Below are 17,578 nucleotides of genomic sequence, written 5' to 3' on the forward strand. Positions count from 1 at the left end.
AGGAAAGAACACGATCATGAAATTCACGCTTTCCTGGCTCAAGGATCACCTTGAAACCGACGCGACGCTCGAACAGATCGTCGAGAAGCTGACCGATATCGGTCTTGAAGTGGAATCGGTCGATGACCGCGCCGCCTTCAAGGCTTTCAAGATCGCCAAGGTGGTGAGCGCCACCCAGCATCCCGATGCTGACAAGCTGCGCGTACTCTCCGTCGATACGGGCGATGGCAAGCCGGTACAGGTTGTTTGCGGTGCGCCGAACGCCCGCACGGGTCTGGTCGGTGTTCTGGGCCGTCCGGGCGACTATGTTCCGGGTCTTGATGTCACCTTGTCAGTCGGCAAGATTCGCGGTGTCGAAAGCTTCGGCATGATGTGTTCCGAGCGCGAGCTGGAACTGTCCGACGAGCACAACGGCATCATCGATCTGCCGGAAGATGCGCCGGTCGGCACCAGCTTTGCGGCCTATATGGGGCTTGATGATCCGATCATCGAAATTGGCCTCACGCCGAACCGCGCCGATTGCACCGGCATTCACGGCATTGCCCGCGATCTGGCAGCCGCCGGTCTCGGCACGCTGAAGAACACGCTGCCTGCGGCCGCCAAGGGCGAAGGCGAAACGCCGGTCAAGATCATTCTCGATCAGAATGCGGAAAACCCGTTCTGTCTCGGCTTTGCGCTGCGCATGGTCAAGGGCGTGAAGAACGGCCCGAGCCCGAAATGGATGCAGCAGCGTCTGAAGGCAATCGGTCTGCGCCCGATCAATGCACTGGTGGACATCACCAATTACGTGACCTTCGATCAGGGCCGTCCGCTGCATGTTTTCGATGCAGCCAAGGTCAAGGGCAATCTGACGGTGCGTGCCGCCAAGGATGGCGAGACCATTCTGGCGCTCGACCAGCGCGAGTACAAGCTGAACGCCGGCATGTACATCATCGCCGATGAGAACGGTCCCGAATCGATTGCCGGTATTATGGGCGGCGAGCATTCGGGTTGCGACGAAAACACGGTCGATGTGCTGATCGAATCCGCTCTGTGGGATGCCCGCATGATCGCACGTACGGGCCGTGAACTCGGCATCGTCACGGATGCGCGCTATCGTTTCGAACGCGGCGTCGATCCGGAAATGATGGTTCCGGGTGCGGAAATTGCGACCAAGCTCGTTCTGGACCTGTGCGGCGGACAGCCGACGGTTCTCGACGTTGTCGGTTACAAGGCTCCTGCGCCGCGCGTCATCGATTTCCCGGTCACGGAAGTAAAGCGTCTGACGGGTATCGAGGTTTCCTACGACGCCTCGCTGGATATTCTCAAGCGCCTCGGCTTCGGTGTTGAAGGTGACGGCAAGGTTATCAAGGCGACGGTGCCGACATGGCGCGGAGACGTGGAAGGCAAGGCCGACCTCGTTGAAGAAGTCATGCGCATTCACGGCATCAATCAGATCGAGCCGCAGCCGCTGCCGAACCATGGCGCCGTCAATGGCCGCATCCTGACCACATTGCAGATCCGTACGCGTCATGCCCGCCGTATGCTAGCCTCGCGCGGCATGCTGGAAGCGGTGACCTATTCCTTCATTTCCGAAGCGCAGGCCAAGGCATTTGGCGGCGGCCAGCCGGAACTGAAGCTCGCCAACCCGATTGCATCCGACATGTCGGATATGCGTCCGTCGCTTCTGCCGGGCCTGCTGGCTGCGGCACAGCGCAATGCGGATCGCGGTTTCGGCGATATCGCTTTGTTCGAAGTGTCGGGCATTTACGAAGGCGACACGCCGGAGAAGCAGCGCCGTGTGGCGGGCGGTATCCGTCGTGGAACGGCAGGCGTTGAAGGCGCTGGTCGTTTCTGGTCCGGCAATGCCGCAACGGTTGGTGTGTTCGACGCCAAGGCCGATGCGCTGGCGGCGTTGGAAGCTGCCGGTGCACCGGTTGATCGCATCCAGATCGAAGCCGGTGGTCCGGAATGGTTCCATCCGGGCCGTTCGGGCACGCTGAAGCTTGGCCCCAAGGTCGTTCTCGGCACGTTCGGCGAGTTCCATCCGGACACGCTGGAAGCGCTCGATGTATCGGGCAATCTCTGCGGCTTCGAAATCTATATCGATGCGATCCCTGAGCCGAAGGCAAAGGCAACCCGCACGAAGCCTGCGCTCAACCTGTCGCAGTTCCAAAGCCTTAAGCGCGATTATGCCTTTGTGGTGGATGCGAATGTTCAAGCAGGCAATGTCGTGAAAGCGGTTTCCGCTGCCGACAAGAAGCTAATTGTCGGCGTGCAGGTGTTCGACATCTTCACGGGCGCATCGCTTGGCGAAGGCAAGAAGTCGATTGCGGTTGAAGTGCTGCTACAACCACAGGATCGCACCCTGACTGACGAAGACCTGGAAGCGCTGTCCCGCCAAGTGGTGGCCAGTGTCGCCAAACAGACCGGCGGCGTGCTGCGCGGATAAGCATAAAACAAAAAGCCCGGCTTCAAGCCGGGCTTTTTTCTAACCTCGTAAGCCGATGCAATTGCCCCATGGGTCTTGGACCTGACACATGCGCATGCCATCCTGAATATCGAGCGGTCCGCGATACAGCTTGCCGCCGATGGCCATCAAAAGTGCCAGTGATTCATCGAAACTGTCGACGTGCCAATAGACAATACTTCCCGCCGCACCGGACGAAACCTTTTCGTCCGCCGGAACAATTTCCAGATCGATCTCACCGATTTGCAGATAGCTGAAATCAAACGCTTCGAGATGTTTGGGAACTGCGTGCGGAAAGGCTTTGCGATACCACTCGATAGCAGCTGCAACATTGCTGACGTGGATCAGAACTGCGGATATTGTGCCACTCATGCAGGGGTAGCCGCACGCATAGGCATGGCGCGCATGGCCATGTCGATGATCTTCTGCACTGCCGCACGCGAGCTTCCGTCGCGCGCCTCATAGGAAAGGCTCTGCTGGATTGCGTGGTAGAACTCACTCATCTGGGTGATATCGGTATCTGCTGGCAGGTCGCCATCGCGCAAGGCGCGTTGCAGGCGCTTGGAAAGCAGTTCCTGATTGGTATGGCGAATGGCGGTCAGGAACTCCTTGACCGGCACATTCTCCGGTTTGCACTGGATCGAGCTGACGCTGATCATGCAGCCGCCAGCCGGGCAGGCAAAGGCGCTGTCCGCGCTCAATTCGAGCCAGAGGCGTATGCCATCCTGAATGGTGGCGGCGTCTTCCAAAGCTGCAAAGGGAGCGGCGCCAATGGTGCGCCGGTAAAAATCGACGGCCTCGCGAAAAGCCTGCTCCTTATTGCCGAAAGCGGCATAGAAGCTCGGCGGCGTAATGCCTATGGCTGCCGTGAAATCGCTGATCTGGGCGCATTCATAGCCTTTGGCCCAGAATACCTTCATGACCTTGTCCAGCGCAGTATCGCGATCGAAACTGCGCGGGCGACCGCGCGAAACCATTTTTCCTCCCTTTCTATAGTCTGTCTTATATAATTCGCTTGACGTCTCCGAACAAGTCGATATGAATTATATAATCATTATTACATAAATAGGGATTCGTCTCCATGAACGATTCGTGCGAATCCGCCCTTGCGGCGGAAGGGGCAGTTGCGTCCCGTAAAGAGGCGCGGGCAATACCGATGGTTGTCTATTGCCTCAGTCTCGGCGTTTTTGCGCTGACGACCTCCGAATTGATGATCTCGGGCATGATGCCTGCGCTTCAGGAGGCTTTTGGCCGGTCCATTGCTGATATCGGCAATCTGATCTCGCTCTATGCCTTGGGCATGATGATCGGCGGCCCACTGGTGACCGTGCTGTTTCTCGCCCTGAAGATCGAGAATAAGCGCGGGCTTCTGGGCCTTTTGATCTTCTACGCGCTTGCCCAGAGCGTGGCCGCCTCCACCAGCAATTTCCATGTGCTTTTGGCTGCTCGCGTGCTGACCGGTATGGCCGCAGCGACAAGTTTCGGCCTCATGCTGGCCATTACTGCGCAGCTGGTTGCGCCGGAACTGCGGGGGCGGGCATCGTCGCTGGTCTTTGCCGGACTGATGCTCTGCACCGTGCTCGGCGTGCCGATTGCAACGGCAATCACCAATGCTTTCGGCTGGCGCGCCAGCTTCTGGAGCATCGTGGTGCTGATTCTGCTTTGCGCGCTGGTCATCGCGCTGAAGATCGAAACGACCCGTGACGGACCGCAGGCTGACCTGCGCTCGGAACTGGCGGAAATGCGCAAGCCGAAGCTCTGGGCGGCCTATGCGACAAGTGCGCTGGTCATCGGCTCGTCCTTCGCGGTTTACAGCTATCTGTCGCCGATCACCGTGGAGCTGGCCGGTTTCTCGGCCATGCAGGTTCCGTTTCTGCTTGCCGTCTATGGCGCCGCCAATATTGTCGGCAACTATGTTTCCGGTCGTTTTGCCGACCGATACACGATCATGACCATCTTCGCTGGTCTGGTGGTGATGCTCGCAGCCATGCTGATCTTCGCGCTCTTCGCAGAACTCAAGCCGGCTGCGATCCTTGCCATTGTGATGATCGGCCTGACGGGAATTGCGCTGAACCCCGCCTTTGTGGCACGCGTGATGCGCATTGCCCATCCCGGTGCATTGGTGAATGCGATGCATGCATCGGTCATCAATATCGGACTTGGCCTCGGCCCATGGATCGGTGGTCAGGCGATGGAGGCAGGATATGGTCTGCACGCGCCACTGTGGGTTGGCTTTGCCATGACGCTGGCCGGGTTACTGACGCTGGCTCCGCCCGCCTTGCGGCGCATGTAATCGCAATTCAAAACGACAATAAAAAGCCGGGGCATGCCCCGGCTTTTTTCTGACGCTACAGATGTAAGCGGATCAGTCCTTGGAGAACATGGTGGCCGACTGTGAGGTCGAGACCATCATATTATAGTCGTTGACGATCCATTCGAGATCCGAACCGACGCGTGCCTTGCGGGCGTCGCCCTTGGTCTTCTGCAGCGCTTGCTGGAACGAGCGCAATTTGCCGAGCAGGCTTGCCGGGCGCGATTCAAAGACGTGGAAGGAGTTCGGATGCTCCGAAGCGTAATCGTCCATTTCGCGTACGGCAGCGGCATAGACATCCATGGCCTTGCCGAAGGCTTCCATGTCGACCACCGGCTTGTCATTGTCCGGCAGCAAATCGACCACCGACTTGGCGCGCATCATGACATTGCGAACATGCCAGTTGGCCTTCTTGCCTTCTGCCTTTTCAATGGCGTCGAGTTCGGCGAGATCGATCTTGCTCTTTTCTTCATCCAGAAGCGCGTCCACGCGCTTACGCTCCTTCAGGAATTCCGGCGCATAGTCGGCAATCTGCTTGTGAAAGGCTTTGGCTTCGGCAAACTTGTCGGACATATAGTCCTTGCGATCATAATATTTGCTGGCTTTTTCGATCACCGGCGCCAGCTTCTGGTAAATCGCGATGTAGCTTTCCATGGCCGCATCGAGATCGGGCATTTTCGGGTCGGCCTTGGTCGCGCCCTCGGCGGCTTCGATTTCGCTGCGCACGTCATAGAGTGAATAGAGCCCGTAGACATTGCGCTCCTTGCCGGTCGGGCCCTTTTTCATATCGACCCAGCTGTCATATCTGCCGAGCGATTCCGATGCGCGGATCGTGCGGTTGAGAAGCGAAACATAGGCGTTCATTTTCTCGATGGCGGCATTCTGATCGGCCCCATCGGCGGATTGCGCGAAGGCCGTGGCAGGCAGAAGGACTGCCAGAAACGCAAACAGGATTGCGCGCGGCGAAAATCGTCTCATGTGCTTTTCCTCTTTCAAGAACCGGACGCTGTGTCCCGAATTATTCACGAGCATTGTCCGGCAGCCAGTTGCTGCCGGAACGTTGTCTGATGAAGGTGATGATTGAAACGGCGACGGACAGCACCACCAGATATTCGAAGAAGCGGAACGGGATGACGATCCAGCCGCTAATGGAACGTTCGACAGCGCCATAGATGTTGATGAGCTGGAAATCATAGTTCACGCCGGTGCTCCCGCCGCCATGGCTGACGATTTCCCTGATCTGCATATGACTTCCGGGACTGCCGAAAATCCATGCCAGCGGCTGGTTATAGAGCGGGTTGCCGCGGCTATCGAAGAACATGGCAGTGAAGGCCATGAACGAAATCATGATCGCGGCCGCTTCGGGCTTGCGCCAGTCGACCTTGGTGAACCAGAATATCGCGGAGAAGACGACAAGGAGAACGGCGCTTGCAACGCCATCGATAAAGATGACGCCATACATCCCGTAGACCAGGGCCAGTCCCACGAGGGCAAAGCAAGCGATGACAGCGGCGGCAATGGCAAAAATGCCAAGCACTTTTGTAACAGATCCTGTTTGCATAGCGCGCAGAGAGCATGTGTAGAACGGAATAACAAGTCTTATTAGCGATTTATAATATTGAGAGCGGTACTCATGAACTTCTTTATACGCCTTGCTTTTGGCGCCGAAACTTGAATTCAGGTCCAAATTGACAGGAATGAGCAGGATGAACCATCTGCGCTATGCCGGATTGCCAGAGCACGAACAGCGTGCGGTCTTCACGAATATCATTCTGCAAAATCCACTCCTGACTGTCGTCTTTTCGCGCCTTCAAGATCTTGCTGCGGCCAGTAAGCAAGCTGGAAATGGCGAGGAAAGTCCGGAATTCTGGATCGTTTCGGGCGCGCTTTATAACAGTGTCTGGAATCACCTGACCGAACGCCCCGTGCTGCACGGCATCAAAGATGTCGATATTTTCTATTTCGATGCAAGTGATCTGTCCTGGGGGGCGGAAGACCGGCTGATCGAGCACGGAAAGGCTCTTTTCAGCGATTTCCCTCTGCCGGTGGAAATACGCAATCAGGCGCGGGTACATCTGTGGTTCGAACAGCGCTTCGGTCAGCCTTACGAACCGCTGCGCTCTGCCACGGAATCGATCGGGCGGTTTTCAACCATTGCACATTGCGTCGGGGCCAAGGCGGAAACAGACAACACGCTGACGTTACAGATGCCCTTCGGCCTCGACGACATTTTTTCGTTTCGTCTCAGGCCTAATCGTGCCATCGATAACGCCGCAACGCACCGAACCAAGGCGCGCCGCGCGCTTTCATACTGGCCGGACCTGACTTTTCAGGACTGGGACGCGCCAGAATGATTCGGCAATGCGTGTTGTGAGAGTAACGATCTGAACGAAGGAAACGGCATGTTCCGCTGGGGTATTCTTTCCACCGCCAAAATCGGCGTCACGCAGGTGATTCCCGCATTCGCCGCGTCGGATAACGGCGTTGTCCATGCAATCGCGAGCCGCGATCACGCCCGTGCCCGTGCCGTGGCCGACCGTTTCGGCGCTCCGCTTGCCTTCGGCTCCTATGAGGAATTGCTCGCCAGCGATCAGGTGGACGGCGTTTATATCCCGCTGCCGACATCGCAGCATATCGAATGGACGATCAAGGCCGCAGAAGCCGGCAAGCATGTGCTTTGCGAAAAGCCCATCGCGCTCAAGGCCGATGATATCGATCAGCTCATCGCCGCACGCGACAAGCACAAGGTCACGATCGCCGAGGCCTTCATGGTCTATTATCATCCGCAGTGGATCAAGGTGCGCGCATTGCTGGCGGAAGGCGCCATTGGCACCTTGCGCCATGTTCAGGGCGCTTTCACCTATTTCAACGTCGATCCGGGCAACATGCGCAACCAGCCGGACCTTGGCGGCGGCGCGCTGCCCGATATCGGCGTTTACCCGACAGTTGTGACGCGCATGGTGACGGGCAAGGAACCGGTCTCCGTGCAGGCTTCGGTCGAAATCGATCCGAATTTCGGCACCGACCGCTATGCCAATGTCGCGGCGCGATTCGACGGCTTCGACATGACCTTCTATGTCGCGACTCAGCTTGCCGGACGCCAGACCATGGTTTTCCACGGCGACAAGGGCTTCATTGAAGTTCATGCGCCGTTCAACACCGGAAAATACGGTCATGGCCGCATCACGCTTTATGACGCAGGTCACACCGAAGCGACGGAATGGTCGTTTTCGGACGCAAATCACTATCAGTTGCAGGCGCAGAGCTTCGTGCGCGCGGTGCAGGGCGAGGATGTGGGCTTGTTTTCATTGGAGAATTCCAAAGCAAATCAGCGCTTTATCGATGCGATCTATCGCGCGGGCAAAAATAGTGGTTTCGTAGAGGTATAGAACCGTCTGGAAACAGACCTGTCAGAATAGCCGGGAAGGAATTTAAGGCTGTCCGGCTGTTCTGACTTGCAGTGAAAAAGCGCCTTTCTTATATACGCCTCGCACAGGGCTTCGATGACAGGCCGGAGGCTCTAGAAAAAACCTCCGGAACCCAACCTTGAAGCGGGCATTGTGAAAACCGTAGGAACCGCCCATGGAACGCTCGGTAGAGGTCTTGGCGGTTTGCTGAATGGAGAGAAATATGGCTAAAGTTATTGGTATCGATCTGGGAACGACCAACTCCTGCGTCGCCGTCATGGACGGTAAGAGCGCGAAGGTCATCGAGAATGCCGAAGGCGCCCGTACGACGCCTTCCATTATTGCTTTCACCGATGGTGACGAACGTCTCGCTGGTCAGCCTGCGAAGCGTCAGGCTGTCACCAATCCAGAAGGCACCCTTTTTGCAGTCAAGCGCCTGATCGGTCGCCGTTTCGACGACCCGATGGTAACCAAGGACAAGGATCTTGTCCCGTACCACATCGTCAAGGGCGACAACGGCGATGCGTGGGTAGAAGTTCACGGCAAGAAGTATTCGCCATCGCAGGTTTCCGCGATGATCCTTCAGAAGATGAAGGAAACGGCCGAATCCTATCTCGGTGAAACCGTCACGCAGGCCGTTATCACGGTTCCGGCTTACTTCAACGACGCCCAGCGTCAGGCCACCAAGGACGCAGGCAAGATTGCCGGTCTGGAAGTGCTGCGTATCATCAACGAGCCGACCGCTGCTGCGCTGGCTTATGGCCTCGACAAGAACGAAGGCAAGACCATTGCCGTATACGATCTTGGCGGCGGCACCTTCGACGTGTCGGTCCTCGAAATCGGCGACGGCGTGTTCGAAGTGAAGTCCACCAACGGCGACACGTTCCTCGGCGGTGAAGACTTTGACATGCACATCGTCGACTACATGATCACCGAGTTCAAGAAGGAAAGCGGCATCGATCTGAAGAACGACAAGCTTGCTCTGCAGCGCCTCAAGGAAGCTGCCGAAAAGGCAAAGATTGAACTGTCGGCTGCCCAGCAGACCGAAATCAACCTGCCGTTCATCACCGCTGATGCGAGCGGTCCGAAGCATCTTGCAATCAAGCTGTCGCGCGCCAAGTTCGAAAGCCTGGTTGAAGATCTCGTCAAGCGCACGATCGAGCCGTGCAAGGCCGCTCTCAAGGACGCTGGCCTCAAGGCTGGTGAAATCGACGAAGTGGTTCTGGTCGGCGGCATGACCCGCATGCCCAAGATCCAGGAAGTCGTGAAGGCGTTCTTCGGCAAGGAACCGCACAAGGGCGTGAACCCGGACGAAGTCGTCGCCATGGGCGCGGCAATTCAGGGCGGCGTTCTGCAGGGCGACGTCAAGGACGTTCTGCTGCTCGACGTGACCCCGCTGTCGCTCGGCATCGAAACGCTCGGTGGCGTGTTCACCCGTCTGATCGACCGCAACACGACCATTCCGACCAAGAAGTCGCAGACCTTCTCCACCGCCGAAGACAATCAGTCGGCTGTGACGATCCGCGTCTTCCAGGGCGAGCGTGAAATGGCTGCCGACAACAAGATCCTCGGCCAGTTCGACCTCGTGGGCATTCCGCCTGCACCGCGTGGCGTGCCGCAGATCGAAGTGACCTTCGACATCGATGCCAACGGTATCGTGAACGTCTCGGCCAAGGATAAGGGCACCGGCAAGGAGCACCAGATCCGCATTCAGGCTTCGGGTGGTCTGTCGGATGCCGACATCGAAAAGATGGTCAAGGACGCCGAGGCCAATGCCGACGCCGACAAGAAGCGCCGTGACGCTGTTGAAGCCAAGAACCAGGCCGAAAGCCTGATCCACTCGACTGAAAAGTCGCTGAAGGATTATGGCGACAAGGTCTCGGAAGACGACAAGCAGGCAATCGAAGGTGCTGTTGCAGCACTCAAGACCTCGCTTGAAGGCGACGACGCTGAAGATATCAAGACCAAGACCCAGACGCTTGCTGAAACGGCGATGAAGCTCGGTCAGGCCATGTATGAGGCAGCGCAGGCTTCTGAAGGTGCAGAGGCCGAAGGCGGAGAACACGCTTCGTCCAAGGACGATGTCGTTGACGCCGACTATGAAGAAATCGACGACGACAAGAAGAAGTCGTAATCATCTGCCGCTGACAGTGAAAGCCCGGCTCCATGCCGGGCTTTTGCCAGTTTCTGTATTCGGCATATGACGAATAATAACGAAGGCTCCGGTTGGGAGTCCGGTCCAGCCGCCGGGGTAACGGACGTATGAAGATCGATTATTACGAAGCATTGGGCGTAGAAAAGTCCTGCGATGACAAGACGCTGAAAGCGGCTTTTCGCAAGCTTGCCATGCAGTACCATCCTGATCGCAATCCGGATAATCCGGAAGCTGAACGCAAGTTCAAGGAAATCGGCGAGGCTTACGAAACGCTGAAGGACCCGCAGAAGCGGGCTGCCTATGACCGTTTCGGCCATGCTGCCTTTGAAAATGGCGGCGCAGGCGCCGGTTTTGGCAATGGCTTTGGTGGCGCAGGCGGTTTTGCCGATATTTTCGAAGATATTTTTGGCGAGATGATGGGTGGCGGTCGCCGCCGTTCCAGCAATGGTCGCGAACGCGGCGCCGATCTGCGCTATAATATGGAAGTGACGCTCGAAGAAGCATTTGCCGGCAAGACCGCGCAGATTCGCGTGCCGACCTCCATCACCTGTGACGAATGCTCTGGTTCTGGAGCCAAGGCCGGTTCGCAGCCCACTACCTGTACCATGTGTTCGGGTTCGGGACGGGTTCGCGCGGCGCAGGGCTTCTTCTCGGTGGAGCGCACCTGCCCGACGTGTAATGGTCGCGGACAGGTCATCAAGGACCCTTGCGGCAAGTGCCATGGTCAGGGCCGTGTGACGCAGGAGCGTTCGCTGTCGGTCAATATCCCGGCCGGTATCGAGGATGGCACCCGTATTCGCCTTGCAGGCGAAGGCGAAGCCGGAATGCGCGGCGGACCGTCGGGCGATCTGTACATCTTCCTTTCGGTCAAGCCGCATGAATTCTTCCAGCGCGACGGTTCCGACCTTTATTGCAAGGTGCCGATCTCGATGACCACAGCAGCGCTGGGCGGCCAGTTCGAAGTCTCGACACTGGACGGCACCCAGACCCGCGTCAAGGTTCCGGACGGCACGCAGAACGCCAAGCAGTTCCGCCTCAAGGGCAAGGGCATGCCGGTTCTGCGACAGCAGGCAGTGGGCGATCTCTATATCCAGATCGATATTGAAACGCCGCAAAACCTGTCTAAACGCCAGCGCGAATTGCTGGAGGAATTCGAAAAACTCTCCTCGCAGGAGAACAGCCCGAAATCAGCCGGGTTCTTCTCGCGGATGAAGGAATTCTTCGAGGGAATAGGGGATTAAGAAAGGGGAGCCATGCGGCTCCCTTTTTTCGTATTTTCCTTATTCCTGCCTTGCTTAGGGAATTGAAAGCGGCATAAACTTGTCCAATAACGACAATGGGAGCATGCGGAATGGCAGGTCAACTCGGCAGGAAACTCGCCGCAAAATTCGACGAGGAAATCCGTTTTTTCAAAGGGTGGATTGACGGTCCGAAAGCGGTAGGCGCCATTCTGCCGACCAGCTCCATTACCGCGCGACGCATGGCCAGCGTGATCGACATTCATTCGGGTCTGCCGGTTCTGGAACTGGGACCGGGCACCGGCGTCATCACCAAGGCGATCCTCAAGCATGGCGTGAAGCCGTCCGATCTATACTCCATCGAATATTCGCAGGATTTCGTCGAGCATCTGAACAAGACATTTCCCGAGGTGAACATCATCCAGGGCGATGCCTTCGATCTCGACACCACGCTTGGCGAGAAGAAGGACCAACAATTCGACAGTATTGTTTCTGCCGTGCCGCTGCTCAACTTCCCGATGGCGCGCCGCGTCCAGCTCATTGAGGACATGCTGACGCGTATTCCGCGCGGTCGCCCGTTCATGCAGATCACCTATGGTCCTCTGCCGCCGGTTCCCGCCGGTCGCGGAAACTACACGGTTCAGCACTATGATTTCGTCATGCGCAATGTTCCGCCTGCGCAGCTGTGGGTTTACCGCAAGCCGCTTGGCTGAGTGTCTGATCCAAAAGTCACCATGCCGGTCTGCAAATGGCAATTTCTGTGCTTCCGGTGCTCACGTACCCAAAAGTACGCTGCGCTCCGGTTCTCGAAATCACCATTTTCGCCACGGCATGCCGCTTTTTCATTCAGACACTGACTTCATAGGAGTAGTCCATGACCGCACGCATTCTTGTCTTCGCTGGTTCGATCCGTATCGGCGCTTTCTCGGGGCATATGGCGGATGCCGCCGAAAAGGAATTGCGTGCGCAGGGCGCGGAAGTCACACGCATTACGCTTGCCGACTATCCGCTGCCACTGATGGACCAGAATTTGGAAAAGGAACACGGCGTTCCTGAAAACGCCATGAAGCTCGGTCGGCTCTTTGCCGAACACGATGCGCTTCTGATCTGCTCGCCGGAATATAATGCGTCGATCCCACCGCTGCTCAAGAACACGCTCGATTGGGTCAGCCGTATTTCCATGGATGGTGACCAGCCGCTTCGGCCCTATAGCGGCCTGACGGTCGGTTTGTGTTCGACGTCGGACGGCATGTTTGCCGGTATGCGCGGGCTTTATCACCTGCGCGCGGTACTCATGGCGGTGGGGACGCAGGTCGTGACCGAACAATGTTCAGTCGGTCGCGCCTCGGTGGCATTCAACGAGGACGGTACCCTCAAGGATGAGCGCAGCGCCAAAATGCTCACGGCCGTCTGCCACAGCGTGATCAATCAGGTCGGCTGACCGGCATCTGCTGATTTCATCGCTCAATTTCCAGATTTGAAGGCGCGGTATCTTTCGTACCGCGCCTTGTTGTGCGATTAGAACAAAAATCACAGCGGAGAATTTCATGACGACGACAGAATTGCGCGATCAGCTGATCGTGGGCCTCGACGTGCCAACTATCGCCGAAGCGGAAAAAGCCGTTGAGGAACTTGGCGACGCCGTTTCCTTTTACAAAATCGGCTATCAGCTGGTTTTTGCGGGCGGTCTCGATTTTGCAAAGAGCCTGATTGCGGCGAAGAAAAAAGTCTTCCTCGACATGAAGCTGCTCGACATCGACAACACTATCGCCAGGGGCGTGGAGAATGTTGCGAAAATGGGCGTCTCGATGCTCACGCTGCATGCCTATCCGAAAGCCATGCGCGCTGCCGTCGAAGCGGCCAAGGGGTCCGATCTCTGCCTGCTTGGCGTGACGGTGCTGACCTCGATGGACGATGCTGACCTGCGGGAAGCTGGCTATTCCGACAATGCTGAAACGCTGGTGCTGAAGCGGGCGCGTCAGGCGCGCGAGGCCGGTATGGGTGGTATCGTCGCTTCCGCAGCTGAAGCCGCCGCCATTCGTCATGCAATCGGGCCGGATATGGCCGTGGTGACGCCGGGCATCCGTCCCGCAGGCGCTGAGAAGGGCGACCAGAAGCGTGTCATGACGCCTGCGGATGCGCTTCGGGCAGGCGCGAGCCATCTCGTTGTGGCGCGACCGATTGTCGGAGCGACGGATCGTAAAGCGTCAGCGCTTGCCATTCTGGAGGAAATGCGCTCGGTTGCGTGAATAATGTTGGAGGAGGATAGCATGACAAAAGCCTATTGGATCGCTCGCGTGGATGTTCGCGACCCGGAACGCTACAAGGATTATGTGGCAGGCTCCAAGGTTGCATTCGAGCGCTATGGCGCCAAGTTTCTGGCGCGTGGCGGCAAGGCGGAAGCCGTCGAGGGACAGGGCCGTGCGCGCAATGTCGTCATCGAGTTCGAGACCATGCAGCACGCGCTCGATTGCTTCAATTCGCCGGAATATCAGGCCGCAGCAGCCATCCGCCGGACAGTCGCGGATGGGGAAGTCCTCATCGTCGAGGCTTTTGAAGGCTAAAGCACATTCCGAAAAGTGCGATGCGGTTTTCGGACAAGATGTGCGTGCAAAAAGAGCGCTTTCTGCTGGAATGTAAAAAGGCCCCGGAAGGGGCCTTTGTCTTTAGAGCAGCACTGGCGGGTCGTGTCGCCCTGCCAATGTAAGGTCGAGCAACAGCACTTTTCCGGCATGGGGGTCGGCGTTGCGCGCTTCGTCGTTCATGCCTTCATGGGCGCTGGTCACGATCATCACCGCCGCATCCGGACCCACAAAGGCCGGGCAGGAAGGCTGGGTCACCGGCAGCTCGATGGAGCGGATAAGGCGGCCTTGCGGTGAATAGGCGTGCAGCGCTCTTCCGCCCCAGCAGGCGTTCCAGAGGGCGCCATCTGCATCCACGACAGACCCGTCAACGCCGCCTTCCTCGACACGATGGTGAAAGACGCTCTTTTCCGAAACGGGCAGACCATTTTCTGGATCGGTATCGACGCGCCAGATAATGTTGCGGTCGGTATCGGCGAAATAGGCGATCTTTCCATCGGGGGAAAAGCAGATCGAATTGGTGATCGTGATGCCGGAGAAAAGCTTCTTCACCTGACCTTCCCGATACCACCAGATGGAACCGGCATCCTTTTCGGCTTTGCGGCCCATGGTGCCGATCCAGAATGACCCGGATGGGTGGACGCGCGCATCATTGGAGCGTGTCACCGGATTATCCGCTTCCAGCGGATGATGCATCGTCAGGCGGCCATTGGCGCGTTCGCGGATGAACAGCCCGTGTTCACTGACCAGAAGCTGGCGCTCACGGTCGATGACGGCAAGGGCGCTGGTTTTCATGCCGAGGTCATGGACCTCTATCGCGCCGCTCTCCCAGTTTCGCTCGATCAGCTTCTGCCCAAGAATGTCGAACCACCAGACGTGGCCAGTCAGTGGATCGTAACCCGGACCTTCGCCCAGCTCGGCGATATGGTCGGCGAATATGGCGGTTTTGACGGACGTCACCTTTTCCTCCCGAAAAGCGTCTTGCAAGCTTTCTGCTTAGACCAGTTTCCCGCCAATTGGAAACCTCTCACGTGGCACCAATAGGGCAAACATGAAGAAGCGGCTTCGCCCACGCTCCGGGGCAAAGCCGCTGCTGATCAGAAAGGGCTTAGCGCCAGCCAAGCGCCGGAGCGACATGTTTCAAAATCGCTTCGATAACATGGGCGTTGTAGTCGACGCCGAGCTGGTTGGGAACAGTCAGAAGCAGCGTATCCGCCTCTGCAATTGCCTCGTCCTGTGCCAGTTCCTTGATGAGGTCTTCAGGTTCCGCCGCATAAGACCGACCGAAGATCGCCCGCGTGTTTTCATCAATATAGCCGATGCTGTCCTGTTCCTTGCCGCCAGCACCGAAATAGGCGCGATCGCGATCGTCGACGAGCGCGAAAACGCTGCGGCTCACCGAAACGCGCGGTGTACGGCTGTGGCCCGCTTCCTTCCAGGCTTCGCGATAGGCGCGTATCTGCTTCGCCTGCTGGATATGGAACGGCTCGCCGGTCTCATCGTCTTTCAGCGTGGAGCTTTGCAGGTTCATGCCGAGCTTGGCCGCCCAGACAGCCGTAGCGTTGGACGACGCGCCCCACCAGATGCGGTCGAGCAATCCTTCGGAATGCGGTTCCAGACGCAGCAGGCCGGGCGGGTTGGGGAACATCGGGCGCGGATTGGGCTGGGCAAAGCCTTCACCCTTCAAGGTGCGCAGAAACACTTCCGCATGTTTGCGCCCCATATCCGCATCAGTCTGGCCTTCTTCCGGTGCGTAGCCGAAGTAACGCCAGCCGTCGATCACCTGTTCCGGTGACCCGCGACTGATGCCCAGCTGCAGGCGTCCGCCCGATATCAGGTCGGCAGCGCCTGCGTCTTCCGCCATATAAAGCGGGTTTTCATAACGCATGTCGATAACAGCGGTGCCGATCTCGATCTTGCTGGTCTTGGCGCCAACTGCGGCCAGAAGCGGGAAGGGCGAGGCGAGCTGGCGCGCAAAATGGTGCACGCGGAAATAGGCGCCATCGGCTCCCAGTTCTTCAGCGGCGACTGCCAGATCGATGGATTGCAACAGCGTATCGGCAGCCGAACGGGTTTGCGACTGCGGTGAAGGCGACCAATGGCCGAACGAGAGAAAGCCGATCTTTTTCATGAGGTTCCCTTGAATCTAGGGGGATCTATTTGTGATCCATCATATGGGGTGGGGCGCGTACTTTGGAAGTGAGGCCCTATCGCAAACACTTTTTTGTGTTTCGCTTACGCCAGAAAGCCTGAATTGGCACCGTTTCGACGGCAGAAAGGCACTATATCGCCGGTGCATTCCGTTTTAGATTTCCCGCAACTTCGAATCGCGAGGAAATCATGGCTCTCAAAGTCGCGGTCCAGATGGACCATATCAGCACGATCAACATCAAGGGCGACACGACATTTGCGCTTTCGCTGGAGGCGCAGAAGCGCGGCCACGAGCTGTATCACTACACGCCTGACCGCCTGTCGATGCGCGACGGCGTCGTTTCGGCCCGTCTCGAAAAGCTGGACGTGCGCGACGTCGTGGGCGACCATTTCACACTGGGCGAGCCTATCCGCCGCGACATGTCGGAAATGGACGTGGTGCTGCTGCGCCAGGACCCGCCATTCGACATGAACTACATCACCACCACGCATCTTCTCGAGCGCATTCATCCAAAGACGCTGGTCGTCAACGATCCGGCCTGGGTGCGCAACAGCCCCGAAAAGATTTTTGTCACCGAGTTTCCTGACCTGATGCCGGAAACGCTCATCACCAAGGACCCGCAGGAAGTCATGGATTTCCGCCGGGAGTTCGGCGACATCATCCTCAAGCCGCTTTACGGCAATGGCGGTGCGGGCGTGTTCCATCTGGCCGATGGCGATCGCAATCTCTCGTCGCTGCTCGAAATGTTCGGACAGCTCTTCCGGGAGCCGTTCATTGCCCAGCGTTATCTGAAAGATGTGCGTGCAGGCGACAAGCGCATCATCCTGATTGATGGCGAGCCGGTGGGCGCGATCAACCGCGTGCCGTCTGAAACCGACGCCCGCTCCAACATGCACGCTGGCGGCAAGGCCGAACAGAGCAAGCTGACGCCGCGCGAACGCGAAATCTGCGAACGCATCGGACCGTCCTTGCGAGAGCGTGGCTTCATTCTCGTCGGCATCGACGTCATTGGCGACTATATGACCGAGATCAATGTTACCTCGCCGACCGGAATCCGCGAGATTGAGCGTTTCGACGGAACCAATATCGCTGCGCTGTTCTGGGATGCGGTGGAAGCAAAGCGATAATCGACAACGCTCTCTCGTTCTGTTCAGGCGAGATCGTTTTATTATACAACTATGAGTAATAAGCCGCGGGCTTCGAGAAATCGAGGCCCGTTTCTTTTTTTAGCCAGCCTATTGCTTGTTGCAGCTAGACCATTGAGAAAACTTGTAAAAACAAAGT

General features: G+C 57.6%; 17 protein-coding genes. 11 read left to right on the plus strand and 6 right to left on the minus strand.

Annotation, left to right across the window (positions count from 1 at the left end; translation table 11 throughout):
* The first annotated feature begins 16 nt into the window (after positions 1-16).
* Positions 17-2,431 (plus strand): phenylalanine--tRNA ligase subunit beta, encoded by a 2,415-nt coding sequence (gene pheT / locus QBD01_RS01235; protein WP_280991297.1) that lies wholly within the window; start codon positions 17-19, stop codon positions 2,429-2,431.
* 39 nt (positions 2,432-2,470) lie between these two features.
* Here the strand turns inward: pheT and QBD01_RS01240 are convergent, their stop codons facing one another.
* Positions 2,471-2,821, minus strand: coding sequence for a VOC family protein (locus QBD01_RS01240; RefSeq protein ID WP_280991298.1), 351 nt, complete (start codon positions 2,819-2,821; stop codon positions 2,471-2,473).
* On the minus strand, positions 2,818-3,426 hold the full coding sequence (locus QBD01_RS01245; protein WP_280991299.1) for a TetR/AcrR family transcriptional regulator: 609 nt from the start codon (positions 3,424-3,426) through the stop codon (positions 2,818-2,820). The genes QBD01_RS01240 and QBD01_RS01245 overlap by 4 nt, the downstream gene beginning before the upstream one ends.
* A gap of 104 nt (positions 3,427-3,530) precedes the next feature.
* Between QBD01_RS01245 and QBD01_RS01250 the strand changes: the two genes are divergently transcribed.
* Positions 3,531-4,742: an MFS transporter gene (locus QBD01_RS01250; RefSeq protein WP_280991300.1), complete on the plus strand. Its 1,212-nt coding sequence runs from the start codon at positions 3,531-3,533 to the stop codon at positions 4,740-4,742.
* Between the two features lie 72 nt (positions 4,743-4,814).
* Here the strand turns inward: QBD01_RS01250 and QBD01_RS01255 are convergent, their stop codons facing one another.
* Both QBD01_RS01255 and QBD01_RS01260 read right to left on the minus strand, forming a co-directional pair.
* A complete protein-coding gene (locus QBD01_RS01255; protein ID WP_280991301.1) occupies positions 4,815-5,738 on the minus strand; it encodes a YiiG family protein in 924 nt (307 codons plus the stop codon).
* A gap of 40 nt (positions 5,739-5,778) precedes the next feature.
* The gene (locus tag QBD01_RS01260; protein WP_280991302.1) at positions 5,779-6,297 is read right to left on the minus strand and encodes a hypothetical protein; all 519 of its coding nucleotides are present in this window, start codon (positions 6,295-6,297) and stop codon (positions 5,779-5,781) included.
* Positions 6,298-6,466: 169 nt separating this feature from the next.
* Here QBD01_RS01260 and QBD01_RS01265 point away from each other — a divergent pair, with 169 nt between their 5' ends.
* From QBD01_RS01265 to QBD01_RS01300, 8 genes are all read left to right on the plus strand, one after another.
* Complete coding sequence (locus QBD01_RS01265; RefSeq protein ID WP_280991303.1) at positions 6,467-7,114, plus strand: nucleotidyltransferase family protein; 648 nt, start codon at positions 6,467-6,469, stop codon at positions 7,112-7,114.
* Positions 7,115-7,162: 48 nt separating this feature from the next.
* Entirely contained in the window at positions 7,163-8,149 is a 987-nt protein-coding gene (locus QBD01_RS01270; RefSeq protein ID WP_280991304.1) for a Gfo/Idh/MocA family oxidoreductase, read from the plus strand.
* Between the two features lie 241 nt (positions 8,150-8,390).
* Positions 8,391-10,301: a molecular chaperone DnaK gene (gene dnaK / locus QBD01_RS01275; RefSeq protein WP_280991305.1), complete on the plus strand. Its 1,911-nt coding sequence runs from the start codon at positions 8,391-8,393 to the stop codon at positions 10,299-10,301.
* A 128-nt stretch (positions 10,302-10,429) separates the two neighbouring features.
* Complete coding sequence (gene dnaJ, locus QBD01_RS01280; RefSeq protein ID WP_182519003.1) at positions 10,430-11,563, plus strand: molecular chaperone DnaJ; 1,134 nt, start codon at positions 10,430-10,432, stop codon at positions 11,561-11,563.
* A gap of 110 nt (positions 11,564-11,673) precedes the next feature.
* Complete coding sequence (gene pmtA / locus QBD01_RS01285; protein ID WP_182519004.1) at positions 11,674-12,273, plus strand: phospholipid N-methyltransferase PmtA; 600 nt, start codon at positions 11,674-11,676, stop codon at positions 12,271-12,273.
* Positions 12,274-12,434: 161 nt separating this feature from the next.
* Positions 12,435-13,001 carry an NAD(P)H-dependent oxidoreductase gene (locus QBD01_RS01290; RefSeq protein ID WP_280991306.1) on the plus strand — a complete coding sequence of 189 codons (567 nt, stop codon included), beginning with the start codon at positions 12,435-12,437 and terminating at the stop codon, positions 12,999-13,001.
* A 106-nt stretch (positions 13,002-13,107) separates the two neighbouring features.
* Positions 13,108-13,809 (plus strand): orotidine-5'-phosphate decarboxylase, encoded by a 702-nt coding sequence (pyrF, locus tag QBD01_RS01295; protein WP_280991307.1) that lies wholly within the window; start codon positions 13,108-13,110, stop codon positions 13,807-13,809.
* 21 nt (positions 13,810-13,830) lie between these two features.
* Positions 13,831-14,124 carry a DUF1330 domain-containing protein gene (locus tag QBD01_RS01300; protein WP_078337686.1) on the plus strand — a complete coding sequence of 98 codons (294 nt, stop codon included), beginning with the start codon at positions 13,831-13,833 and terminating at the stop codon, positions 14,122-14,124.
* A gap of 102 nt (positions 14,125-14,226) precedes the next feature.
* Here the strand turns inward: QBD01_RS01300 and QBD01_RS01305 are convergent, their stop codons facing one another.
* Together QBD01_RS01305 and QBD01_RS01310 are read right to left on the minus strand one after the other, a co-directional pair.
* Entirely contained in the window at positions 14,227-15,102 is an 876-nt protein-coding gene (locus tag QBD01_RS01305; RefSeq protein WP_280991308.1) for an SMP-30/gluconolactonase/LRE family protein, read from the minus strand.
* A 148-nt stretch (positions 15,103-15,250) separates the two neighbouring features.
* Positions 15,251-16,273, minus strand: a complete 1,023-nt coding sequence (locus QBD01_RS01310) for an LLM class flavin-dependent oxidoreductase (protein WP_078337688.1) — start codon at positions 16,271-16,273, stop codon at positions 15,251-15,253.
* Between the two features lie 209 nt (positions 16,274-16,482).
* On the opposite strand from QBD01_RS01310, the gene gshB reads away from it, so the two are divergent.
* A complete protein-coding gene (gene gshB, locus QBD01_RS01315; RefSeq protein WP_182519008.1) occupies positions 16,483-17,421 on the plus strand; it encodes a glutathione synthase in 939 nt (312 codons plus the stop codon).
* Positions 17,422-17,578 lie beyond the last annotated feature (157 nt).

The organism is Ochrobactrum sp. 19YEA23 (genome assembly GCF_029909865.1).
Lineage (GTDB): Bacteria > Pseudomonadota > Alphaproteobacteria > Rhizobiales > Rhizobiaceae > Brucella > Brucella gambitense.

Coding starts and splice junctions, on each gene's coding strand:
- QBD01_RS01300 (WP_078337686.1), top strand. CDS start 13,831: ATGACAAAAGCCTATTGGATCGCTCGCGTGGATGTTCGCGACCCGGAA.
- QBD01_RS01255 (WP_280991301.1), bottom strand. CDS start 5,738: ATGAGACGATTTTCGCCGCGCGCAATCCTGTTTGCGTTTCTGGCAGTC.
- QBD01_RS01310 (WP_078337688.1), bottom strand. CDS start 16,273: ATGAAAAAGATCGGCTTTCTCTCGTTCGGCCATTGGTCGCCTTCACCG.
- dnaJ (WP_182519003.1), top strand. CDS start 10,430: ATGAAGATCGATTATTACGAAGCATTGGGCGTAGAAAAGTCCTGCGAT.
- dnaK (WP_280991305.1), top strand. CDS start 8,391: ATGGCTAAAGTTATTGGTATCGATCTGGGAACGACCAACTCCTGCGTC.
- QBD01_RS01250 (WP_280991300.1), top strand. CDS start 3,531: ATGAACGATTCGTGCGAATCCGCCCTTGCGGCGGAAGGGGCAGTTGCG.
- QBD01_RS01245 (WP_280991299.1), bottom strand. CDS start 3,426: ATGGTTTCGCGCGGTCGCCCGCGCAGTTTCGATCGCGATACTGCGCTG.
- gshB (WP_182519008.1), top strand. CDS start 16,483: ATGGCTCTCAAAGTCGCGGTCCAGATGGACCATATCAGCACGATCAAC.
- QBD01_RS01290 (WP_280991306.1), top strand. CDS start 12,435: ATGACCGCACGCATTCTTGTCTTCGCTGGTTCGATCCGTATCGGCGCT.
- QBD01_RS01265 (WP_280991303.1), top strand. CDS start 6,467: ATGAACCATCTGCGCTATGCCGGATTGCCAGAGCACGAACAGCGTGCG.
- pyrF (WP_280991307.1), top strand. CDS start 13,108: ATGACGACGACAGAATTGCGCGATCAGCTGATCGTGGGCCTCGACGTG.
- QBD01_RS01270 (WP_280991304.1), top strand. CDS start 7,163: ATGTTCCGCTGGGGTATTCTTTCCACCGCCAAAATCGGCGTCACGCAG.
- QBD01_RS01240 (WP_280991298.1), bottom strand. CDS start 2,821: ATGAGTGGCACAATATCCGCAGTTCTGATCCACGTCAGCAATGTTGCA.
- pheT (WP_280991297.1), top strand. CDS start 17: ATGAAATTCACGCTTTCCTGGCTCAAGGATCACCTTGAAACCGACGCG.
- pmtA (WP_182519004.1), top strand. CDS start 11,674: ATGGCAGGTCAACTCGGCAGGAAACTCGCCGCAAAATTCGACGAGGAA.